We start from the raw sequence: 19,402 nt of genomic DNA on the forward strand, positions 1-19,402 counted from the left end.
ATGGCGGATGCCGCGGGCTCAGCGCTCGAGCGGAACCTCGATGAGCTGCCGGCCGCCGATCGGCGACGTCAGCGCCTGGTCGAGGGCCGCGCGCGTCGTGACGCGGCGGTACTCCCAGCCGTACGCGAGCGCGAGCTGCTCGAGGCGGACGGTGTGCGGGGTCAGCAGCACGCGGTCCATGACGTCGGCGCCCGCGACGGCGGCCACCTCGAGGCCGTCGAAGATCGTGCCGCCGCCGTCGTTGCCGACGATCAGCTGGATGCGCGGCTCGTCCTCCTGGGGCGGCAACAGCATCGCGCCGGCGTCGTGCAGCAGCGCGAGGTCGCCGAGGATCACGCGTGTGACCCCCGCCCTGCCGCCGGACTGGCTCGCCAGGGCGACGCCTGTCGCCGTCGCGATCGTGCCGTCGATGCCGGCGAGGCCTCGGTTGGCGTGCACCGGCACCTTCTTGCCCGGCAGCACCTGGTCGGCGACGCGCACGAGCCGCGACGACCCGAACACGAGGCGGTCGTGGGGCCACGTCGCGCGCCACACCGCGTCGACGAGCGCCGCGCGGTCGACGGGTGCGCGGATCACGCCCAGCTCCGCCGCGATCGCGCCGAGCCGCTCCCCCGGCACCGCCGACGAGAGGCCGTCGGCATCGGGAGCGGGAGGCGTGAGATCGACGGATGCTGCGCGCGAAGCCTGCAGCCACTCCCCGAGCCATTCGCGGTCGGGGTCGCCGGTGGCGACGGCGATGCGGTCGGCGGCGATCGTCGCGCCGTTGAGGTTGAGCGGCTCGCCGGGTCCGCGGACGGCGATGACCTCGACGTCGGGGTCGGCGAGCAGGGCAGCCGCCTCGCGGCTCAGGGTCGGGTGGCCGAGCACGACGACGCGCTCGATGCGACCGCCGAGCTGCGGGTCGCGCAGCAGTTCGCGGTAGCCGTGCACGAGGTGGCGCCCGTAGCGTGCGCCGCTCACGATCTCGGCGACGAGCGGCCACACGCCCACGTGGGCGAGCTCCTCCGCGTCGGGCCCGGCGTCGGCACCCGCGAGCACGATCGTGCGGGGACCGCGCTCGAGCACGAGCGGCGCGTCCTCGGGCTCGGTCGGCAGGTCGGCCTCGCCGATGCCGCCACCGCCCTGATACAGCGCACCGGATGCCTCGTCCTCGGCGTCGACCGCCACCGGCGGCCCGTCGGGGTCGTCGACGACGGCGGTCTCGAGCTCGGCGGCGGGCACGCCCATCCACGCGGGCAAGGCGCCCGACAGCGGCTCGCGGTACGGCAGGTTCAGGTGCACCGGGCCCGGCGACCGCGTACCCGCACCCAGCGCGGCGGCGACCGCGTCCTCGGCGAGGAGGCGGAGCATCGCGCTCTGCTCGTGCGTGCCGTCGGGGTCGAGCGCCTCGGGCACCGGCACGTCGGCCTCGAGCCGGATCGTGGGCGCGAACATCCCGGGCTGGCGCGTCGTCTGGTTCGCGCCGACGCCGCGCAGCTCCGGCGGGCGGTCGGCGGTGAGCAGCAGCAGCGGAACGCCGGCGTGGTGGGCCTCGAGCGCGGCGGGCAGCAGGTTCGCGACCGCGGTGCCCGACGTGCAGACCACGGCCGCCGGCATCCGTGTCTCACGTCCGATGCCGAGGGCCGTGAAGCCGGCGACGCGCTCGTCGATGCGCACGTGCAGGCGGAGCGCGCCGCGGCGCTCGAGCTCGGCGGCGACCAGCGCCAGCGCCTGCGAGCGCGATCCCGGGCTCAGCACGACGTGACGCACGCCCAGCTCGACGAGCCGGCACAGCAGCGCCGCGGCGGCGTCGGTCGCGGGCGCGGAGTCGAGCGCGCCCTCGGCGCAGCCTTCGTCCCTCACGTCAGCCGAGGGCCCCGCGCTGACCGCGGGCGTCGTCGTCGCCGTCCGCGGGGCGGATCGGCGGCTTCGGCTGCGGCGGGGTGCCCGGCGCAGCGGTGCCGCCCGCGGCAGCCGTGCTGCCGGGTGCGGTGGAGTCGTCGGATGCCGCGGGCTCGACCGGCGGGAGGTAGCGGGGGTCTTCGCCCTCGGCGTCGAGCTGCGCGAGCTCCTCTTCGAGGCGGCGGATGCGCTCGTCCTGGTCGCTGATCGTGCCGATGCGGCCGAGGAACTCGGGGTCGTCGTCGGGGGCCCGGCGGGTGGCGACGGACGATGCGCGCCCGCGGCCCACGATGAGCCAGAGGAGGCCGCCGAGGACGGGCAGCAGGACGACGATCAGGATCCAGACCGGCTTGCTCACCCCGCGGTGACGGGTCGGGGGCTGGACCGCGCAATCGACGATGGTGAAGACCCAGAACGCGGTCGCCACCAGGGCCAGAATCAGCAGCACCCGAGGCATCTTCCCATCCTAGGCGGGCGGGGCCACCAGTGGGCGTCCGCGGGCGCTCCGTGACGCAACCGTCGCCGAAGCCGCACTCGCGACGGAACGTAGGATGGACGGGTGAAAGCGCGCTCTGCCATCGTCTACTCGGTGCTGCGGCTGCTGGCGTTCCTCGTGCCGTTCGGCATCCTGATGCTGTTCCCGATCATGCGCGAGTACTACTGGCTCGCCGCCATCTTCGCCGCCCTCATCGGGCTCAGCCTCTCGGTCCTGTTCCTCCGCAAGCCGCTCGACGACGTCACCTCGGGCCTCGCCGAGCGCCGCGCCCAGGCGCGCGCCGCCGCGAGCGATGAAGCGGCGGAGGATGCTGCGGCCGACGCCGCGGCTCCCGCGACGCCCGACGGCGACGCGCCGGAGCCCCGGGCCTGACGATCCCGCGACCCGGCGCAGCACGCCGGGGCGCAGCATCCGTCAGCCGATGAAGGCCCACATCAGGAACGCGCCGTACGCGACGGACGTGAGCGACGTGAGTCCCAGTGCGACGACGAGTTCGCGCGGGTCGCGGTAGGTCCACACGATGAGCGTCGCCGGTGCGCCGGCCAGGAGCGCGAGCAGCGTGAGCCACGCGATCGGGTAGCCGACCCAGGCGAGGAACGCGGCGATGGCGAACGCGATCAGCAGGAACACCGTGAACAACCACCGCGTGGCCGTGCGGCCGATGAGCACGGTGAGCGTGCGCTTGCCCGCCTTGCGGTCCTGGTCGATGTCGCGCAGGTTGTTGGCGAGCAGCACCGCGCACGCGATGAGGCCGACGCCGACGGCGCCGAACCAGGCCTCCTGCGGGAGGGCGAGTGCCTGCACCCACGTCGTGCCGAGCGTCGCGACGAGGCCGAAGAAGACGAAGACGAAGAGCTCGCCCAGGCCGTAGTAGCCGTACGGGCGCTTGCCGCCCGTGTAGAACCAGGCGGCGACGATGCACACGGCGCCGACGGCGATGAGCCACCACTGCTGCGTGCGGATCGTGATGGCGAGGCCGGCGATCGCGGCGATCGCGAAGAACGCCAGCGCGACGATCAGCACGCTGCGCGGCTTCACCTTGCGGCTGGCGGTGAGGCGTGCGGGTCCGACGCGGTGGTCGTCGGTGCCACGGATGCCGTCGCTGTAGTCGTTGGCGTAGTTGACGCCGATCTGCAGGGCCACCGACACGATGAGGCAGCACAGCGCGATCACCCAGTGGAAGACGTCCACGACGAGGATCGCGGCGCCGGTGCCGACGAGGATCGGCGTGATCGCGAGCGGCAGGGTGCGCAGGCGCGCGGCGCCGATCCAGTCGCGCGCGGTGGCCTTCTCGACGTGGGCGGGGTCGCGCGAGACGTGCGCCTTCTGCGGGTTTCCGCGCGAGGGCTGCTTCTTCTTGCTGCTGGTGGTGCGCTTCTTGCTCGGGGTTCCTGCCACGAATGCACATCTTAGAGGCCGCGCCGATGCGCGCTCGCATCCGTCAACCCCCTGCCGGGCGTCGGCGCCCGGGCGGAGGATGAAGACCATGCTGAGCATCGGATCCACCGTCCTCACCGTGGAGGACATCGCCCGCGCCGGCGACTTCTGGCGCGCAGCCCTCGGCTATGTCAACCGCCGCGAGCCCTCCGACGACTGGGTGATCCTCGATCCGCCGGGCAAGGCGGACTGGTCGGCACCGGGCGCGAGCCTCGCGCTGTCGGTCACCGGCTACCCGCAGCACTATCCGCCGCGCATCCACCTCGATCTGTACGCCGAGGACCAGGCGTCCGAGGTGACGCGTCTGCTCGAGCTCGGCGCCCGCGAAGTGGAGTGGCACGACTACCCCGACGACGCGGACTGGATCGTGCTCGAAGACACCGAGGGCAACCGCTTCTGCGTCGTCGACACCGGCCCGTACCCGCGGGGCTGAGGCCGCGTCAGTGCAGCGACATCACGGCGCGGCGGATCGCCTCGCGGTCGGGCTTGCCGGACGGGAGCGTCGCGAGCTCGTCGACCAGCACGAGCCGGGCGGGGCGCGCGTGGGCACCGATCTCGGCCTGCACGGCGGCGCGCGCCTCCTCGAGCTGGACCGCCTCACTCCGGCGCAGCGCCTCGCCCCGGGAGGCGACCACGACGGATGCCTCGCCCCAGCGCTCGTCGGGAACCCCGACGACGACGGCGAGCGCGAGTCCGGGGATCCCGCGCACGATCCGCTCCACGCGGTCGAGCGAGACGTTGATGCCTCCCGACACGATGACGTTGTCGATGCGACCGCGCACGCGCAGCACCCCGTCTTCGAGGAGCCCCGCGTCGCCGGTGCGGTACCAGCGGGTGCCGTCGCGGTCGCGGAGGAACGCAGCATCCGTCCGCTCGTCATCGCCGAGGTAGCCGTCGGCCAGGGTGGGGCCCGAGACCTGGACCTCGCCGCGCTCGATGCGCAGTCGCACGGTGCCCAGCGGCACGCCGTCGTACACGCACCCGCCGCTGGTCTCGGTGGAGCCGTAGGTGCGCACGATGCGCGCGCCGGCGGACTCGGCGCGTTCGAGCGTCGCGGCGGGAAGGGCCTGACCGCCGATGAGGATCGTCTCGAACGAGCGGAGTGCCGCGAGCACCGACGGGTCGTGGTCGGCGGCGTCGAGGAGCTTCGACAGCTGCGCGGGCACGAGCGACGTATAGGTCGGGACCCGCTCGCCGTGCTCGGTCGACACCATCGTGAGGGCGGCGGCGGCGAAGGCCTGCGGGGTGAAGGCGCCCGACAGGATCGCGGGCTCGCGGTCGGCCACGAGCGAGCGCACCAGCACCTGCAGGCCCGCGACGTAGCTCGCCGGCAGCGCCAGCAGCCAGGCGCCGTCGCCGATGCGATCGGCTGTCGACAGCGCGCTCGCGGTGAGGGCGTCGCGGCTGAGCACGACGCTCTTCGGGACTCCGGTGGACCCCGAGGTCGTCACGACGACCGCGGTGCCGGCGCGCACCTCGCCGGGAAGTCCGCTGACGAGGCCGAGCCCGAGTGCGGGTCCGGCGCCGTGCAGCGCGCCGCGGAGCGCCCGGAGGATGTCTCGGGGGTCTTCGCCGACGACGGGGACGAGCTTCATCGCGCGCGCCGGTTCAGAAGTGCCAGGGGTAGGGCGACCAGTCGGGGTCGCGCTTCTCGAGGAACGAGTCGCGACCCTCGACGGCCTCGTCGGTGGCGTAGGCGAGGCGGGTGGCCTCTCCCGCGAACACCTGCTGGCCGACCATGCCGTCGTCGACCGCGTTGAAGGCGAACTTCAGCATGCGGATCGCGGTGGGCGACTTGGTGAGGATCGTCCGGGCCATCGCCACGGCCTCGCGCTCGAGGTCGGCGTGCGGCACGACGCGGTTGACGGCGCCCATCTCGTAGGCGCGCTGGGCGGAGTACTCCTCGGCGAGGAAGAAGACCTCGCGCGCGAACTTCTGCCCGATCTGCCGGGCGAAGTACGCCGAGCCGTAGCCTGCGTCGAACGAGCCCACGTCGGCGTCGGTCTGCTTGAACCGGCCGTGCTCGGCCGACGCGATCGAGAGGTCGCACACGACGTGCAGCGAGTGCCCGCCGCCGGCGGCCCAGCCGGGGATGACGGCGATCACGACCTTGGGCATGAACCGGATGAGTCGCTGCACCTCGAGGATGTGCAGGCGCCCGGCGCGGGCCTGGGCGTCGGCCGGCACGGCGGCCTCGTCCTCGGAGTACTTGTAGCCGTCGCGCCCCCGGATGCGCTGGTCGCCGCCCGAGCAGAACGCCCAGCCGCCGTCCTTGGCGCTCGGGCCGTTGCCCGTGAGCAGCACGACGCCGACGCGCGGGTCCTGCCGGGCGATGTCGAGGGCGCGGTAGAGCTCGTCGACCGTGTGCGGGCGGAAGGCGTTGCGCACCTCCGGCCGGTCGAACGCGATCCGCGCGATGCGGCCATCTTTCGAGACGTGGGCGGTGATGTCGGTGTAGCCGCCCTCCGGCTGGCCGGGGGCTTGCGCCCACTCGTCTTCGTCGAACAGTTCCGAAACGCTCACCGAGCCAGCCTACGGCCGCCCGCGCGCGGGCGTCATGTGCAACCGGACACCCCGGGCAGGGGCCTAGCCTTGATCGGTGACCTCGACTTCTCGCGCCTTCGCCGCTGCCGCGGCATCCGCCGCCCTGCTGTTCGCCCTTGCCGCCTGCTCGTCCGACGCACCCGAGGCGGCACCCTCCGCCTCCGGCACGCAGACCGTCCAGGTCGGCGACGAGGCCTGCGCGGACGACGCCGGGATCACCGTCGCCGTCGACGCCTCCGCCCTCCAGGACGGCGACAGCAAGGCCTGGTGCATCGACACCGACGAGACGCTCGCCGCCGCCGACGCGCTCACGCTCGTGAACGTCTCGACGGAGGGCACCGACGAATACGGCGACCAGGTCGTGTGCCGGGTCAACGGCGTGCCGGCCGAAGACCTCGCGATCCCCGCCGCGGACGGGTCCGACTACTTCGAGACCTGCGAGTCGATGCCCGCCGCCAACGCCTACTGGTCGCTGTGGGTCAAGCCCGCGGGCGGCGAGTGGGGCTACGCCGAAGAGGGCCTGTCGACCCTCGAACTCGAGCCCGGCCAGTCGCTCGAGCTGCTCTTCCAGCTGAACGGGGAGCCGGCACAGCCGACGACCTGACATGACGTTCCGACCCGGTCCCCTGCGAGCCGCGGCGATCCTCGCCGCAGGGTTCGTGGTGGCCCGGGTCGTCTACCGCATCCTGTTCCACGGCGCGGGCGGCGACGGCTTCGTCCTGCTGGATCTTCCGGCGGTGCGACTGCCGTCGCCGTTCGCGCATGTGGTGCTGCTGGGCCCCGTCACGGTGGACGGACTGTGGGATGCCGCGGCCAGCGCCCTCCCGATCGCGCTGGCGATCCTCGCTTTCGGCGTGGTGAACGCCCTCGTCGACCTGCACCGCGTGTTCGCGCGGGCCTCGCGCCGCGGGCCCCTGCGCGGGGTGGCGCGCGCGCTCGCGATCGCGGCGGCGACCCTCCCGTCACTGGCCGACGGCGCCCGCGCGGTGCGGTTCGCGCAACGCCTTCGCGGCGAGCGCGGCGGGGCACGGATGCTGCTGCCCCTGCTGGAGCGCACGCTCGAGCGCGCCGGGGCCGTGGCCGCGGCGCTCGAACTCCGCGGCTTCGCCGGGCGCGGGCTCGACGGCGACTGCCTGGTGCCGGTGGCGGCGGAGGATGCGGTCATCGGGTTCGGGGACGGGCCGGGTCGCGGCATCCGTCTTCCGCCTTCGTTCGCGCTGGGCGCCGGCACGCTCACGCTCGTCGCCGGACCCACCGGGTCCGGCAAGTCCACGCTGCTGCGGTCGATCTCGGGGCTGCACACCCACACCGACGGCGGCTGGGTCGCCGGATCGCTGCGGGTCGTCGGGCATGACCGGGCCCCCGTGGCCCCGCGCGACCTCGCGCAGCGGGTGGGCGTCGTGCTGCAGCATCCGCGTGACGCGTTCGCCGCCGAGCGCGTGCGCGACGAGATCGGGCTCTCGCTCGAGCTGCGGGGCGTTGCCGCGGTTCTGGTGTCGGCGCGAGTGGCTGAAGTGGCCGACCGGGTCGGCGTGAGCGCACTGCTCGACCGGCCCACGAGGGGGCTCTCGGCGGGCGAGGCGACGCTCGTCGCGATCGCCGCGGCGATCGTCGAGCGCCCGATCCTGCTGCTGGTCGATGAGCCGCTCGCCGATCTCGACGCCGACGCGCGCGTGCGCATCGCCGGGCTGCTCGACGCGCTCGCGCACGAGGCGGGCATGTGCGTCGTCGTGGCCGAGCACCGCGTCGAGGCGCTGGCCGGGATCGCCGACGAGGTGCTGCGGATCGAGGACGACGCGGTGGCGGTGGTGGGGCCGACGGGTTTGGGGCGCACCACGGACCTTCGGGGCGCACGACACGCGCCCCGAGCGCACGGGATGCGCCCCGAACCCGCGGACGTCGGGGCCGTGGTGCTGCACGCCCGCGACATCACGGTGCGGCACCGCGACACCGTGGCCGTGGCGGGGGCGGACGTCGAGCTGCGTGCCGGCGAGATCGTCGCCCTCGTCGGACCCAACGGCGCCGGCAAGTCGAGCCTGCTGGCCGCGCTCGCGCTGCCGGCGCGGGGCGCGGAGATCGAGGCGGCCGGGCGTGTGGCGCTGGTTCCGGATGCCTCGGACGACCTCTTCGTGTCGGACACCGTCGCTGCGGAATGCCGCCGGGCCGACCGCCGGGCCGCACGGGTGCTCGGTTCGCGCGCGCGGCGCGACCGATCCGAGGAGATCGGCCGACCCGAGGACGCTCCCGGGCGAGACGCTCCTCGCGTCGGCCGAGCCCCTCAGTTCGGCGCCGCCGCCGGGCCCGCGGCGGCCACGGCGGAGCGGTTCGCCGGGTTCCTCGGCCTCGACCCCGACGGCCCGGCCTTCGCCGCGCGGCTGGCGCGCCACCCACGCGACCTGTCGGCGGGCGAGCGGCGGTGCCTGGCTCTGGCGATCCAGCTCGCCGGTGCGCCGCGTGTGCTGATGGTCGACGAGCCCACGCGCGGCCTCGACCCCGCCGCGCGCGAGCTGGTGTGGACGGCGCTGGCCTCGCTCGCCGCCTCCGGCACCGCGGTGCTCGTCGCGACGCACGAACCTGCCTTCGCCACCCGGGCCGACCGCGCCCTGAGCATGCGAGCAGGCGTGCTGGCCGCAGCATCCCTCCCCGCCCCTCCCGCCGTCCCCACCGCGTCGCCCGCCGGCCGTTTGCAGGACGACTCCCCGGCCAGCCGGATCGCCGCCCGGAATTCCGCACCCGGCGTCGGCACGCCGCCCAACATTCCTGCAAACGGCGCACCGCACCGCCACACGGGAAGCCGGCGTCGCCCCGGCAGTCGCCTGCCGCTCGCGGCGCTGGCCGCCGCGAACCTCGTCGCGCTCGGGGCGTTCTGCTGGCCGCTCGTCGCGACGGCGGTGCCCGCGCAGGCCTACGCGGCCGTGCCGATCGCGGCGCTCGCGCTCATTCCGCTCGCGGCCCTCGTCGTCGTCGCGACGCTCGACGGCAGCGTGCGGTCGGCGCACATGCTCGCGCTCCTCGGCACGCTCGCCGCGATCGGCGCCGCCGTGCGCATCGCGGGCACCGGCGTCGGCGGGGTGGAGGCGGTGTTCATCCTGCTGATCCTCGCGGGTCGTGCGTACGGCGCGCGGTTCGGCATGCTCCTCGGCATGGCGACGATCGCCCTCTCGACGCTCATCACCGGCACGTTCGGCCCATGGACGCCGTTCCAGATGTTCGCGTGCGCGTGGGTCGGCGCGGTCGCGGGACTGCTCCCGAGACGGATGCCTCGCACCGGCGAGATCGCGATGCTCTGCGTCTACGGGGTCGTCGCCTCGTATGCGTTCGGCCTGCTGATGAACCTGTGGTTCTGGCCGTTCGCCGTCGGGTACGGCACCGGCATCTCGTACAACGGGGGCGCGCCACTGGAAGTGAACCTCTCGAGCTTCCTGCTGTACTCGCTCGTGACCTCGACGCTCAGCTGGGACACTCTCCGCGCGATCACCACCGTGATCGGGCTGGTCGTGGTCGGTCGCCCGATCCTCGCGGCCCTCCGTCGTACCAAGCCGCTGGCCTCGCGGGCCCAGCCCGTCCCTGCCCCACGCGAGCGCGCCGCTGCCCTATCGTGAAGCTCACGTGCCGGGAGGAGCCCACGTGACCACCACCGCGACGCCGACGCCGACGCCGCTCGCCGGCGCCTACATGCCCGAGATCCTGTCGCTCGCGAAGCGCGGACTCTTCTGGGCGATCCTCTACGGACTGTTCGCCCGCGGAGTCCGGGGCGGCTGCCTCACGCCCGCCGACGGCGCGACGACCTGCTACACCGCGACTCTCGACCCGTCGCCGCTCGTGTGGCTGGCCATGGCCGTCATCTTCGTGATCTCGCTGGGCCGCGCTTCGCGTGCCACCGAGACGACTGTCGTCAGCCGGGTGCTGCGCCGCGCGGCCACCGCGATGTGGCTCCTTCCGCTCGTCGCGGCAGCCATCGGCCTCGTCACCTTCTTCACCGCCGATCCCGCCGCCTGGGCTGACACCCCGCCACCCCCGAACGTCAGGTACGAGATCACCACGGACTGACCGGATGCTGCGGCCCGCAGCATCCGTCCCCCCGTCGTCCTCCCCCACCACCGCTCTCTGCCGAAACACGGGCGCGTGACGCGACACGCCGGACGGATCGACGCCGCCACGGCGTGTCGCCGTTACCGACCCGTGTTTCGGCACTGTGGGGGTGTGATCGACGACCCCGGCCGTGCGACGGTCAGACGGAGAAGTACTTCGCCTCGGGGTGGTGGAAGACGAAGGCGTCGGTCGACTGCTCGGGGTGGAGCTGCAGCTCCTCGCTCAGCTCGACGCCCATGCGCTCGGGGCGGAGGAGCTCGACGACCTTGCGGCGATCCTCCATGTCGGGGCACGCGGGGTAGCCGAGGGAGAAGCGGGCGCCGCGGTACTCGAGCTTGAAGAGTCCGGCGGTGTCGGTCGGGTCCTCGGCCGCGAAGCCGAGCTCCGACCGGATGCGCGCGTGCCAGTACTCGGCGAGCGCCTCGGTCAGCTGCATCACGAGCCCGTTGAGCTCGTAGTAGTCGCGGTACCTGTCTTCGGCGAAGAGCTTCGCGGTCACGGAGTCGATGTTCGCGCCGGCGGTCACGAGCTGCACCGGCAGCACGTCGACCTGCCCCGACTCGCGCGAACGCACGAAGTCGGCGAGGCACAGGTGGCGGTCGCGGCGCTGGCGCGGGAAGTGGAAGCGCAGGCGGTCGCTGCCGAGCGTGCCGCCCGAGCCGCCGTCGGGTGCCAGGAGCCCTGCAGCACCCAGCACGCCCGACGGGTCGTCGCCGTGGTGCAGCACGACGACGTCATTGCCCTCGGAGACAACGGGGAAGAACCCGTACGCGACCGAGGCGTCGAGCATGCCCTCGCCGAGGATGCGGTCCAGCCAGTACCGCAGCCGCGGCCGGCCCTCGGTCTCGACGAGCTGCTCGTAGCTCAGGCCGTCCTCGCCGCGGCCGGGCTTCAGGCCCCACTGGCCCATGAAGGTCGCGCGCTCGTCGAGGAACGCGGCGTAGTCGTGCAGCGCGAGCCCGCGGACGATACGGGTGCCCCAGAACGGCGGGGCGGGGACGGGATTGTCGGATGCTACGTCCGAGCGTGCCGGCATCGCCTCGGGCTCCGTGAGGGTGAGCTTGGAGCCTGCGGCGTGCCGCCGCTTCTTCAGCTCCGGCAGCCCGACCGACGCGGGGTCGGCACCGCGTGCGATCTTGACCAGCGGCTCCATGAGCGCGAGCCCCTCGAACGCATCGCGGGCGTAGCGCACCTCGCCGTCGAAGAGCGAGGCGAGGTCGTCCTCGACGTAGGCGCGGGTGAGCGCGGCGCCGCCGAGGATCACGGGCCACTTCTTGCCGAGCCCCCGAGAGGTGAGTTCCTCGAGGTTCTCCTTCATCACGACCGTCGACTTGACCAGCAGGCCCGACATGCCGATCACGTCGGCGTCGTGCTCCTCGGCGGCCGCGATGATGTCGGCGATCGGCTGCTTGATGCCGAGGTTGATGACGTCATACCCGTTGTTGGTCAGGATGATGTCGACCAGGTTCTTGCCGATGTCGTGCACATCGCCGCGGACCGTCGCGAGGATGATGCGGCCCTTGCCCGAGGCATCCGACTTCTCCATGTGCGGTTCGAGGAGCGCGACCGCGTTCTTCATGACCTCTGCCGACTGCAGCACGAACGGCAGCTGCATCTCGCCGGCGCCGAACCGCTCGCCGACGATCTTCATGCCCTCCAGCAGGTGGTCATTGATGATCGCAAGCGGCGTCAGGCCGCCCTCGCGGGCGAGGTCGAGGTCGGCCTCGAGGCCCTTGCCCTCGCCGTCGATGATGCGGCGCTCGAGGCGCTCCCCCACCGGCAGCGCGGCGAGCTCGGCCGCGCGCTGGTTGCGCAGGGCCGCGGTGTCGACGCCCACGAAGAGGTCGAGCATCCGGGCCAGCGGGTCGTACGTGACGTTGCCGTCGGCGTCGTATTCGCGGCGGTCCCACACCAGGTCGAGCGCGACCTTACGCTGCTCCTCCGAGATCGAGGCGAGCGGCACGATCTTCGCGGCGTCGATGATCCCCGAGGTGAGACCAGCCTCGACCGCTTCGTGCATGAAGGCGGAGTTCAGCACGCTGCGGGCGGCCGGGTTGAGGCCGAATGAGACGTTCGAGACGCCGAGGGTCGTGTTGATGCCGGGGTACTTCGCGGTGATCTGCCGGATCGCCTCGATCGTCTCGATGGCGTCGCGGCGGGTCTCCTCCTGGCCCGTCGCGATCGGGAACGTGAGGCAGTCGACGATGATGTCGTTGACCCGCATCCCCCACTCGCCGACGAGCTCGTCGACGAGGCGCGACGCGATCTGCACCTTGCCCTCGGCCGTGCGGGCCTGGCCGTGCTCATCGATCGTCAGCGCGACGACCGCGGTGCCGTGCTCCTTGACGAGCGGCATGATGCGGCCGAAGCGCGAAGTCGGGCCGTCGCCGTCCTCGTAGTTCACGGAGTTCACGACGGGCCGGCCGCCGATGAGCTCGAGCCCGGCGGCGATCACCGCGGGCTCGGTCGAGTCGACGACGAGCGGCAGAGTCGAGGCCGACGCGAAGCGCGAGACGACCTCGCGGATGTCGGCGACGCCGTCGCGCCCTACGTAGTCGATGCAGACGTCGAGCAGGTGCGCGCCCACCCGGATCTGGTCGCGGGCGATCTCGACGCAGTCGTCCCAGCGCTCCTCGAGCATCGCCTCCCGGAACGCCTTCGAGCCGTTCGCGTTCGTGCGCTCGCCGATCGCGAGGTACGAGGCATCCTGCTGGAACGATACGTGCTGGTACAGCGACGCGACGCCGGGGTCGAGCTCCGGGCGACGCACCCCCGACCCGCCGACCTGCCGCAGCCGCTCGACGACCGCTGCCATGTGCTCGGGCGTGGTGCCGCAGCATCCACCCACCAGTCCCAGCCCGAACTCGCGCACGAACTGCTCGTGCGCGGTCGCGAGCTCGACGGGCGTCAGCGGATAGTGCGCGCCGTTCGCGCCCAGTACGGGAAGGCCGGCGTTCGGCATGCACGCGATCGGCACCGTCGCGTGCTTCGACAGGTGCCGCAGGTGCTCGCTCATCTCGGTCGGGCCGGTGGCGCAGTTGAGGCCGATGGCGTCGACGCCGAGCGGCTCGATGGCCGTCAGCGCCGCGCCGATCTCGGAGCCCATCAGCATGGTGCCGGTCGTCTCGACCGTCACCTCGACGAAGATCGGGAGACGGATGCCTCGGCTCACGATCGCCTGGCGGCAGCCGTTGATGGCGGCCTTGGTCTGGAGGAGGTCCTGGCTGGTCTCGACGAGGAACGCGTCGGCGCCGCCGTCGATGAGTCCCTCGGCCTGCAGCGCGAACGTCTGCTTGAGGTTGTCGTAGGTCGTGTGGCCGAGGCTCGGGAGCTTCGTGCCGGGCCCCATCGAGCCGAGCACCCAGCGCACCCGGCCGTCGGCGGCCTCGGCGGCCTCGACGCGATCGCGCGCGATGCGGGCGCCCTTCTCAGCGAGCTCGGCGATGCGGTCGACGATGCCGTAGTCGTCGAGGTTGGACCAGTTCGCGCCGAAGGTGTTCGTCTCGACCGCGTCGACGCCGACCGCGAGGTACGCGTCGTGGATCTCGCCGACGACGTCCGGACGCGACACGTTGAGGATCTCGTTGCAGCCCTCGAGGCCCTGGAAGTCTCCGTCGATCGACAGGTCGTAGCGCTGCAGCATCGTGCCCATCGCGCCGTCGGCGATCACGACGCGCTCGCGCACGCCGTCGAGCAGCTGCTGCGAGCGCTCGGGCCGCGGCACCCCGTCGATGTCGAGGGCGAACCGGGGTGCGGGCGGTGCGGCAGTCACGCCGCGATTTTAGTCGCCGGGTGTTGGGCGCGCCCTTCCGTGACGGAGTCAGGCGTTCTTGGCGTCGCGCCAGGCGAGCCACGAGCGGATGAGGTCGTAGTCCCAGTCGGGGCCTTGGAAGCCGATGGTGAACAGGCGCACGCCGGCGTCGTAGTGGCCGTCGGCGTGGGCCTCGTCGCGCTGGTGCAGCTCGTTCGAGATGACGAGGCTCGAGGTGTCGCGCTGCTCCTTCTCGGACCAGCGCTCGATGACGTCGAGCTTGTGGGGCAGGTCTTTCGCGCTCACGTAGCTGTGCCAGATGTCGGCGTGGCGGGCGACGAGGCGCAGGGTCTTCTGCTCGCCCGCGCCGCCGATCATGACCGGGATGTCGCGGGTCGGCGCCGGGTTGAGCTTCGCCCAGCGCGCCTCGATGCGCTCGAGCCCTGCGGCGAGGTCGTTCAGGCGCGAGCCCGCGGTGCCGAACTCGTAGCCGTACTCCTCGTAGTCGCGGGCGAACCAGCCCGACCCGGTGGCGAAGATGAAGCGGCCGACGCCGTCCTTCGCCGAGATGTGGTCGACCGTGCGGGCCATGTCGGCCTGCAGGTCGGGGTTGCGGTAGCTGTTGCAGTTGACGAGGGCACCGAACTCGACGCGCTCGGTCTGCTCGGCCCACGCGGCGAGCATCGTCCACGACTCGAAGTGCAGGCCCTCGGGATCGCCCGTGAGCGGGAAGAAGTGGTCCCAGTTGAAGACGATGTCGACGCCCATCTCCTCGAGGCGGAGCACCGCGTCGCGGAAGGCGGAGTAGGGGGCGTGCTGGGGCTGCAGCTGCACGCCGAGGCGCACCGGAGTATCGAGGAGGGGCATGGGGAAAGCGTACGGCCGGCCGGACGGGTGGGCGTCAGCGCTGGCGGTGGGCCTTGAGGTACCCGTCCACGGAGTCCCACGCGGCGATCCCGACGACGACGAAGCCGAACACCGTGGGCACGACGCTCGCGACCGTCTCGGCCGAGTCGGCGGGGATCACCGTGGTGAAGAACTCGGGGTTGAGGAGCTGCTGGTTCACGAGCAGCCACAGCGCGCCGCCCGCGACCACGATGTTGAGCACGAGGTTGACCGTCGCCGAACCGACGTCCCACCGGCCCTTCGCATAGACCGAGATCGCGAGCAGCGCCTCGACCGCCATCACCACGAAGAGCGCCCCGATCCACCACGGCCACAGGCCCGGGTTGAGGAACGAGACCCATCCGCCGGTCGAGAAGTAGACGACGCCGACGAAGTGGTCCCACAGGATCGCGCCCGCGGCGACAGCGAGGAACACGAGAGTCCAGATGAGGTCGCTGAGGCTGGCACGGCGCTCCCGTGCCTCGGGCAGCTGGTCGAGCGTCCACGCGCTCACGAACCCCGAGTCGGTGCCGCGTTCAGCGCGCTCGACGATGAAGAACACCAGCGTCGTCCAGAACCCGATGTGCACGATGACGCTCATCGTGACGGCGGCGACGGTGCCGACGATGGTGCCGAACGGCTCCCCCGCGATCGTCTGGCCGAGCGCGACCCCGAACGCCGCGCACGCCGGCACGATGGCCCACAACAACTTCAGCAGGCGCCACCACGTGAGGTAGTAGCGCGGCCCGATCAGCCACAGCGGCCGGTCGGTGTACTGCGCGGCGAGCTTGTCGGGGTCGCCGAGCTCGGTGAGCACGGCCCGTTCGGCGCCGTCCCGCGGTTCGCCCTGCTCGACGCGGGCCTCGATCTGGTCGTCGATCGACGCGCGCAGCTCGGCGGCGAGGTCGGCGCGCTGCGCTTCGGGGACGGTCCGCATGGCGGCGTCGACGTAGCGGTCCGTGAGGGTCGCGGTGGTGGTCATGTCACTTCTCCTCGGGGAGGGCGTCGATCGCCGTGGCGATCGCGCGGAAATCGTCGGTGAGGGCGCCGGCCAGGCGGAGGCCGGCGTCGCTGGTGCGGTAGAACTTGCGCGGACGGGACTCGTCGGTGTTCCACTCGCTCGTGAGGTACCCCTGCTTCTCGAGACGTCGCAGCAGCGGGTACAGCGTGTTCGCGTCGGTCGGGAAGCCGCGCTCCCCCAGTTGCTCGAGCAACCCGTACCCGTACCCCGGCGTCTCGAGCAGCCGCAGGCACGCGAGCACGACCGTGCCGCGCCTCAGCTCCTGCAGGTGCGTCTCGAGGATCTCGGATTCGCTCATGCCTCACACCATACTGTGCGTCACACACTATCGTCAATGACACTTTATAGTTCTCGCCGGAACTGGGATGCTGAGGCAACCACGAGACGGGAGTCCCGATGTCCGAGAAGCCGAGCCGCTGGACCCGTCTGAAGTGGGCGCTCTTCGGAAAGCCCGTGACCCACGAGGAGTACCGCAACGCGCAATCCTCTTCCTACCGCGACGCCCGCGTGATCGGCCACTACGAGCCACGCGACGCGCGCTTCCACGCCGGCGGGTTCTGAGCGGCCGCGGGCAGACTGAGGACGTGACAACGCCTGCCCCGCTCCCGCCGCTCGACGACCTCCTCGGCACGGCCCACGTGGTCGCGCTGCCCCTCGTGACGCGCTTCCGCGGCATCGATTCACGCGAGGCGCTGCTCTTCGAGGGCCCCGAGGGCTGGTCCGAGTTCTCCCCCTTCGCCGAATACGACGACGCCGAGGCCGCGACGTGGCTGGCTGCCGCCATCGAGGATGCATGGATGCTGCGCCCCACCGCGCGCCGCGAGCTCATCGGCGTGAACGCCACCGTGCCGGCGGTGGCGGCAGCATCCGTTCCGTCCGTTCTCGCACGGTTCGACGGCTGCCGGACGGCGAAGGTCAAGGTGGCCGAGCCCGGTCAGGTGCTCGCCGACGACGTCGCACGCGTGCGCGCGGTGCGCGAGGCGATGGGGCCCGAGGGGCGCATCCGCGTCGACGCCAACGGCGCGTGGAACGTCGACGAGGCCGAGCACGCGGTGCACGCGCTCGCAGAGTTCGACCTCGAGTACGTCGAGCAGCCGTGCGCGAGCGTCGAGGAGCTCGCGGAGCTGCGGCGTCGCGTGAAGTACATGGGCATTCCGATCGCGGCCGACGAGAGCGTGCGCAAGGCCGCCGATCCGCTCGCGGTCGCACGGGCCGGGGCGGCCGACCTGCTCGTGATCAAGGCGCAGCCGCTCGGCGGCGTGCGCCGGGCGCTCGAGATCGTGGAAGAGGCCGGGCTTCCGGCGGTCGTGTCGAGCGCCCTCGACACGTCGGTGGGCCTGTCGATGGGTGTCGCGCTGGCGGCCGCCCTGCCCGAACTCGACTACGACTGCGGCCTCGGCACCGCGTCGCTGTTCACCGCCGACGTCGTCGACCCGCCGCTCGCTCCGCGCGGCGGCGCCCTGGCGGTGGGCCGCGTCATCCCCGACCCGGACCTGCTCGCCGCGCACGCGGCATCCGTCGACCGCCGCGAGTGGTGGCTCGAGCGGCTCGCGCGCTGCTACGAGGTGCTGCGCACCGCGGGCTGAAGCGGCGGCCCGTCAGAACAGCGGGCGGCGCCGCCGGAGGCGACGGCGGACGTCGCGGAGGCTCCGGCGCAGCGGCGCCTCACGGACCGCGACCGGCGTGAGGCGCATGAAGCGCGCGAGCCGCCGGTCGAAGCCGGCGAACGCCCGCGCGTCGGCGGCCGTCCACGGCAGGCGCATGAGCGCGCGGAACTCGGGGCCGAGATAGCCCGCGACCAGTCGCTGACGCAGACGCAGCACGCGTGCGGGCACGCGCCGCCCGAGGTACTCGAGCCGCACGATCCGCATCAGGTAGTCGCGCGTGACGTCGTCGATCGTGAGCTCGGCGAGGCTCTGCCGCCAGTAGTCGTCGAACGCCTCGCGTAACGGTGGCCACGCGTCGGGCGGCAGCTGCAGCGTCGTGCCGAACACGCTCCCCTGCTGGTAGAAGCGCTCGGCGAAGTCTCCGGCGAGCGCGCCGTGCACGCGCTCGTAGGCGTGCTCCGCGCCGCGATACAGGCACGCCGCCACCCACTTCTGCAGCGCCGGGTCGAAGGCGTTGTAGCCGACGGGGTGTCCGGGCTCGGAGCGCACCCGGGCGTGCGACGCGTTCGTCGCGCGTCGCATCGCCGCCCTCTCGTCAGCACCGCCGAGCATCGCCACCGCGATGTACGCGGTCGTCGTGCGCGCGCGCCGCTTCGGGTTGCTGAACAGGCGCGCCTCTTCGACCTTGCTCTCCATCACCCCGTACGCGACCGCGGGGCGCGACAGCTGCATGATGACGTTCGCCGTGCCGGCGGCGAGGATGAACCAGTTGGCCGCCTGGCGCAGCGCGTCGTTCTCGGTCGCATCGGTGCGCCGGCGCAGCTCGGCCCTCGTCGCCGTCACGACGGCCTCGGCGTCATCGCCCGTCGTCATGAGCGCACTCTAGCGCAGAAGTGAACGGCGGTTCACTCCCGGTGATCAGAGGGGGTCGACCAGCGCCGTGGCGAGGCGGGCGGTGCGCTCGTTCACGAGCTCGCGCATGTCGGCCACGCTCAGGCCCGACATGATCGCGAAGGCCGACGTGTCTTCCCAGGTCTGCAGGATGAGGCCGGCGAACTCCTGCGCGGGCACGCGCAGACGGAAGCGATAGGTGTCGGCGAGCTCCTCGATGAACGAGCCGACGCGCTCGACCATGCCCAGCTGCCACGCGATGTAGGTCTGCGCGAGCCGCTGGTCGCGCATGGCGCGCGTGCGGATCTCGCTGGTCAGCAGGACGCCGTGCTTCTTGTCGAACGCGACGTCGAGCAGCTGTCGCACCAGGGCGCCGGGGTCGAGGTCCTCGCCGCGCTCCTGCAGCTGCGCGACCCGCGCGGCGACGTCGTCGATCTTCTCGCCCGCGACCTGTTCGGTGAGGGCGAGCATGAGCTCGTCCTTGGTCTCGAAGTTCGAATAGAAGGCGCCGCGCGTGAATCCTGCGCGTTCGCAGATCGCTTCGACGGATGCTGCGTCCAGGCCGACTTCCGCGAAGACCAGAGCGGCAGCATCCAGCAGCTTCTGCCGGGTCGCCTCGCGACGACGCGAGGTTCCGGGCGCCTCGGCCACGGGGGTGTCGGTCATCGGTCCTCCCTCTCCTCCAGTCTCACACGCACTACTCAGCTTCGGGCCGCACGCCCGCCTTACGATACACTCATGTATCCGATACAGCGTTGTATCGACAGTTCCCCACCTCACCCGTAACCGGAGGCGCT

At 72.4% G+C, this 19,402-nt stretch carries 18 protein-coding genes; 7 read left to right on the forward strand and 11 right to left on the reverse strand.

The window, feature by feature from the left end; genetic code table 11:
* Positions 1-18: 18 nt before the first annotated feature.
* Both menD and ACFC1I_RS10645 read right to left on the reverse strand, forming a co-directional pair.
* Positions 19-1,842 carry a 2-succinyl-5-enolpyruvyl-6-hydroxy-3-cyclohexene-1-carboxylic-acid synthase gene (menD, locus tag ACFC1I_RS10640; protein WP_376008748.1) on the reverse strand — a complete coding sequence of 608 codons (1,824 nt, stop codon included), beginning with the start codon at positions 1,840-1,842 and terminating at the stop codon, positions 19-21.
* A gap of 1 nt (position 1,843) precedes the next feature.
* Positions 1,844-2,338: a PLDc N-terminal domain-containing protein gene (locus tag ACFC1I_RS10645; RefSeq protein ID WP_376008750.1), complete on the reverse strand. Its 495-nt coding sequence runs from the start codon at positions 2,336-2,338 to the stop codon at positions 1,844-1,846.
* A gap of 102 nt (positions 2,339-2,440) precedes the next feature.
* Here ACFC1I_RS10645 and ACFC1I_RS10650 point away from each other — a divergent pair, with 102 nt between their 5' ends.
* A complete protein-coding gene (locus tag ACFC1I_RS10650) occupies positions 2,441-2,749 on the forward strand; it encodes a DUF4229 domain-containing protein (protein WP_376008752.1) in 309 nt (102 codons plus the stop codon).
* A 42-nt stretch (positions 2,750-2,791) separates the two neighbouring features.
* Here the strand turns inward: ACFC1I_RS10650 and ACFC1I_RS10655 are convergent, their stop codons facing one another.
* Positions 2,792-3,775 carry a 1,4-dihydroxy-2-naphthoate polyprenyltransferase gene (locus ACFC1I_RS10655; RefSeq protein ID WP_376008754.1) on the reverse strand — a complete coding sequence of 328 codons (984 nt, stop codon included), beginning with the start codon at positions 3,773-3,775 and terminating at the stop codon, positions 2,792-2,794.
* An 88-nt stretch (positions 3,776-3,863) separates the two neighbouring features.
* Between ACFC1I_RS10655 and ACFC1I_RS10660 the strand changes: the two genes are divergently transcribed.
* Positions 3,864-4,247, forward strand: coding sequence for a VOC family protein (locus tag ACFC1I_RS10660; protein ID WP_376008756.1), 384 nt, complete (start codon positions 3,864-3,866; stop codon positions 4,245-4,247).
* Positions 4,248-4,254: 7 nt separating this feature from the next.
* Here ACFC1I_RS10660 and ACFC1I_RS10665 read toward each other — a convergent pair whose 3' ends face one another.
* Both ACFC1I_RS10665 and ACFC1I_RS10670 read right to left on the reverse strand, forming a co-directional pair.
* The gene (locus ACFC1I_RS10665; protein WP_376008758.1) at positions 4,255-5,409 is read right to left on the reverse strand and encodes an AMP-binding protein; all 1,155 of its coding nucleotides are present in this window, start codon (positions 5,407-5,409) and stop codon (positions 4,255-4,257) included.
* Between the two features lie 13 nt (positions 5,410-5,422).
* Complete coding sequence (locus ACFC1I_RS10670) at positions 5,423-6,337, reverse strand: 1,4-dihydroxy-2-naphthoyl-CoA synthase (RefSeq protein WP_376008760.1); 915 nt, start codon at positions 6,335-6,337, stop codon at positions 5,423-5,425.
* Positions 6,338-6,413: 76 nt separating this feature from the next.
* On the opposite strand from ACFC1I_RS10670, the gene ACFC1I_RS10675 reads away from it, so the two are divergent.
* Genes ACFC1I_RS10675 through ACFC1I_RS10685 form a run of 3 tightly spaced genes read left to right on the forward strand, consistent with a single transcriptional unit; the run spans position 6,414 to position 10,408 of the window.
* Positions 6,414-6,962: a hypothetical protein gene (locus ACFC1I_RS10675; RefSeq protein ID WP_376008762.1), complete on the forward strand. Its 549-nt coding sequence runs from the start codon at positions 6,414-6,416 to the stop codon at positions 6,960-6,962.
* Between the two features lies 1 nt (position 6,963).
* A complete protein-coding gene (locus ACFC1I_RS10680) occupies positions 6,964-9,960 on the forward strand; it encodes an ATP-binding cassette domain-containing protein (protein WP_376008764.1) in 2,997 nt (998 codons plus the stop codon).
* 25 nt (positions 9,961-9,985) lie between these two features.
* The gene (locus ACFC1I_RS10685) at positions 9,986-10,408 is read left to right on the forward strand and encodes a hypothetical protein (protein WP_376008766.1); all 423 of its coding nucleotides are present in this window, start codon (positions 9,986-9,988) and stop codon (positions 10,406-10,408) included.
* Between the two features lie 181 nt (positions 10,409-10,589).
* On the opposite strand, the gene metH is transcribed toward ACFC1I_RS10685, so the two are convergent.
* Genes metH through ACFC1I_RS10705 form a run of 4 tightly spaced genes read right to left on the reverse strand, consistent with a single transcriptional unit; the run spans position 10,590 to position 16,405 of the window.
* Complete coding sequence (gene metH, locus ACFC1I_RS10690; protein WP_376008768.1) at positions 10,590-14,222, reverse strand: methionine synthase; 3,633 nt, start codon at positions 14,220-14,222, stop codon at positions 10,590-10,592.
* A 48-nt stretch (positions 14,223-14,270) separates the two neighbouring features.
* Positions 14,271-15,068, reverse strand: a complete 798-nt coding sequence (locus ACFC1I_RS10695) for an LLM class F420-dependent oxidoreductase (protein WP_376008770.1) — start codon at positions 15,066-15,068, stop codon at positions 14,271-14,273.
* Positions 15,069-15,102: 34 nt separating this feature from the next.
* Positions 15,103-16,068: a permease prefix domain 1-containing protein gene (locus tag ACFC1I_RS10700; RefSeq protein WP_376008772.1), complete on the reverse strand. Its 966-nt coding sequence runs from the start codon at positions 16,066-16,068 to the stop codon at positions 15,103-15,105.
* A 1-nt stretch (position 16,069) separates the two neighbouring features.
* Complete coding sequence (locus tag ACFC1I_RS10705) at positions 16,070-16,405, reverse strand: PadR family transcriptional regulator (RefSeq protein ID WP_376008774.1); 336 nt, start codon at positions 16,403-16,405, stop codon at positions 16,070-16,072.
* 98 nt (positions 16,406-16,503) lie between these two features.
* On the opposite strand from ACFC1I_RS10705, the gene ACFC1I_RS10710 reads away from it, so the two are divergent.
* Positions 16,504-16,668, forward strand: a complete 165-nt coding sequence (locus ACFC1I_RS10710) for a hypothetical protein (protein WP_376008776.1) — start codon at positions 16,504-16,506, stop codon at positions 16,666-16,668.
* A 23-nt stretch (positions 16,669-16,691) separates the two neighbouring features.
* The gene (locus tag ACFC1I_RS10715) at positions 16,692-17,693 is read left to right on the forward strand and encodes an o-succinylbenzoate synthase (RefSeq protein ID WP_376008778.1); all 1,002 of its coding nucleotides are present in this window, start codon (positions 16,692-16,694) and stop codon (positions 17,691-17,693) included.
* 12 nt (positions 17,694-17,705) lie between these two features.
* On the opposite strand, the gene ACFC1I_RS10720 is transcribed toward ACFC1I_RS10715, so the two are convergent.
* On the reverse strand, positions 17,706-18,587 hold the full coding sequence (locus ACFC1I_RS10720) for an oxygenase MpaB family protein (RefSeq protein WP_376008780.1): 882 nt from the start codon (positions 18,585-18,587) through the stop codon (positions 17,706-17,708).
* 45 nt (positions 18,588-18,632) lie between these two features.
* Positions 18,633-19,271 (reverse strand): TetR/AcrR family transcriptional regulator, encoded by a 639-nt coding sequence (locus tag ACFC1I_RS10725; RefSeq protein WP_376008782.1) that lies wholly within the window; start codon positions 19,269-19,271, stop codon positions 18,633-18,635.
* Positions 19,272-19,402 lie beyond the last annotated feature (131 nt).

It is taken from the genome of Microbacterium sp. NPDC056044 (assembly GCF_042267145.1).
Classification (GTDB): domain Bacteria; phylum Actinomycetota; class Actinomycetes; order Actinomycetales; family Microbacteriaceae; genus Microbacterium.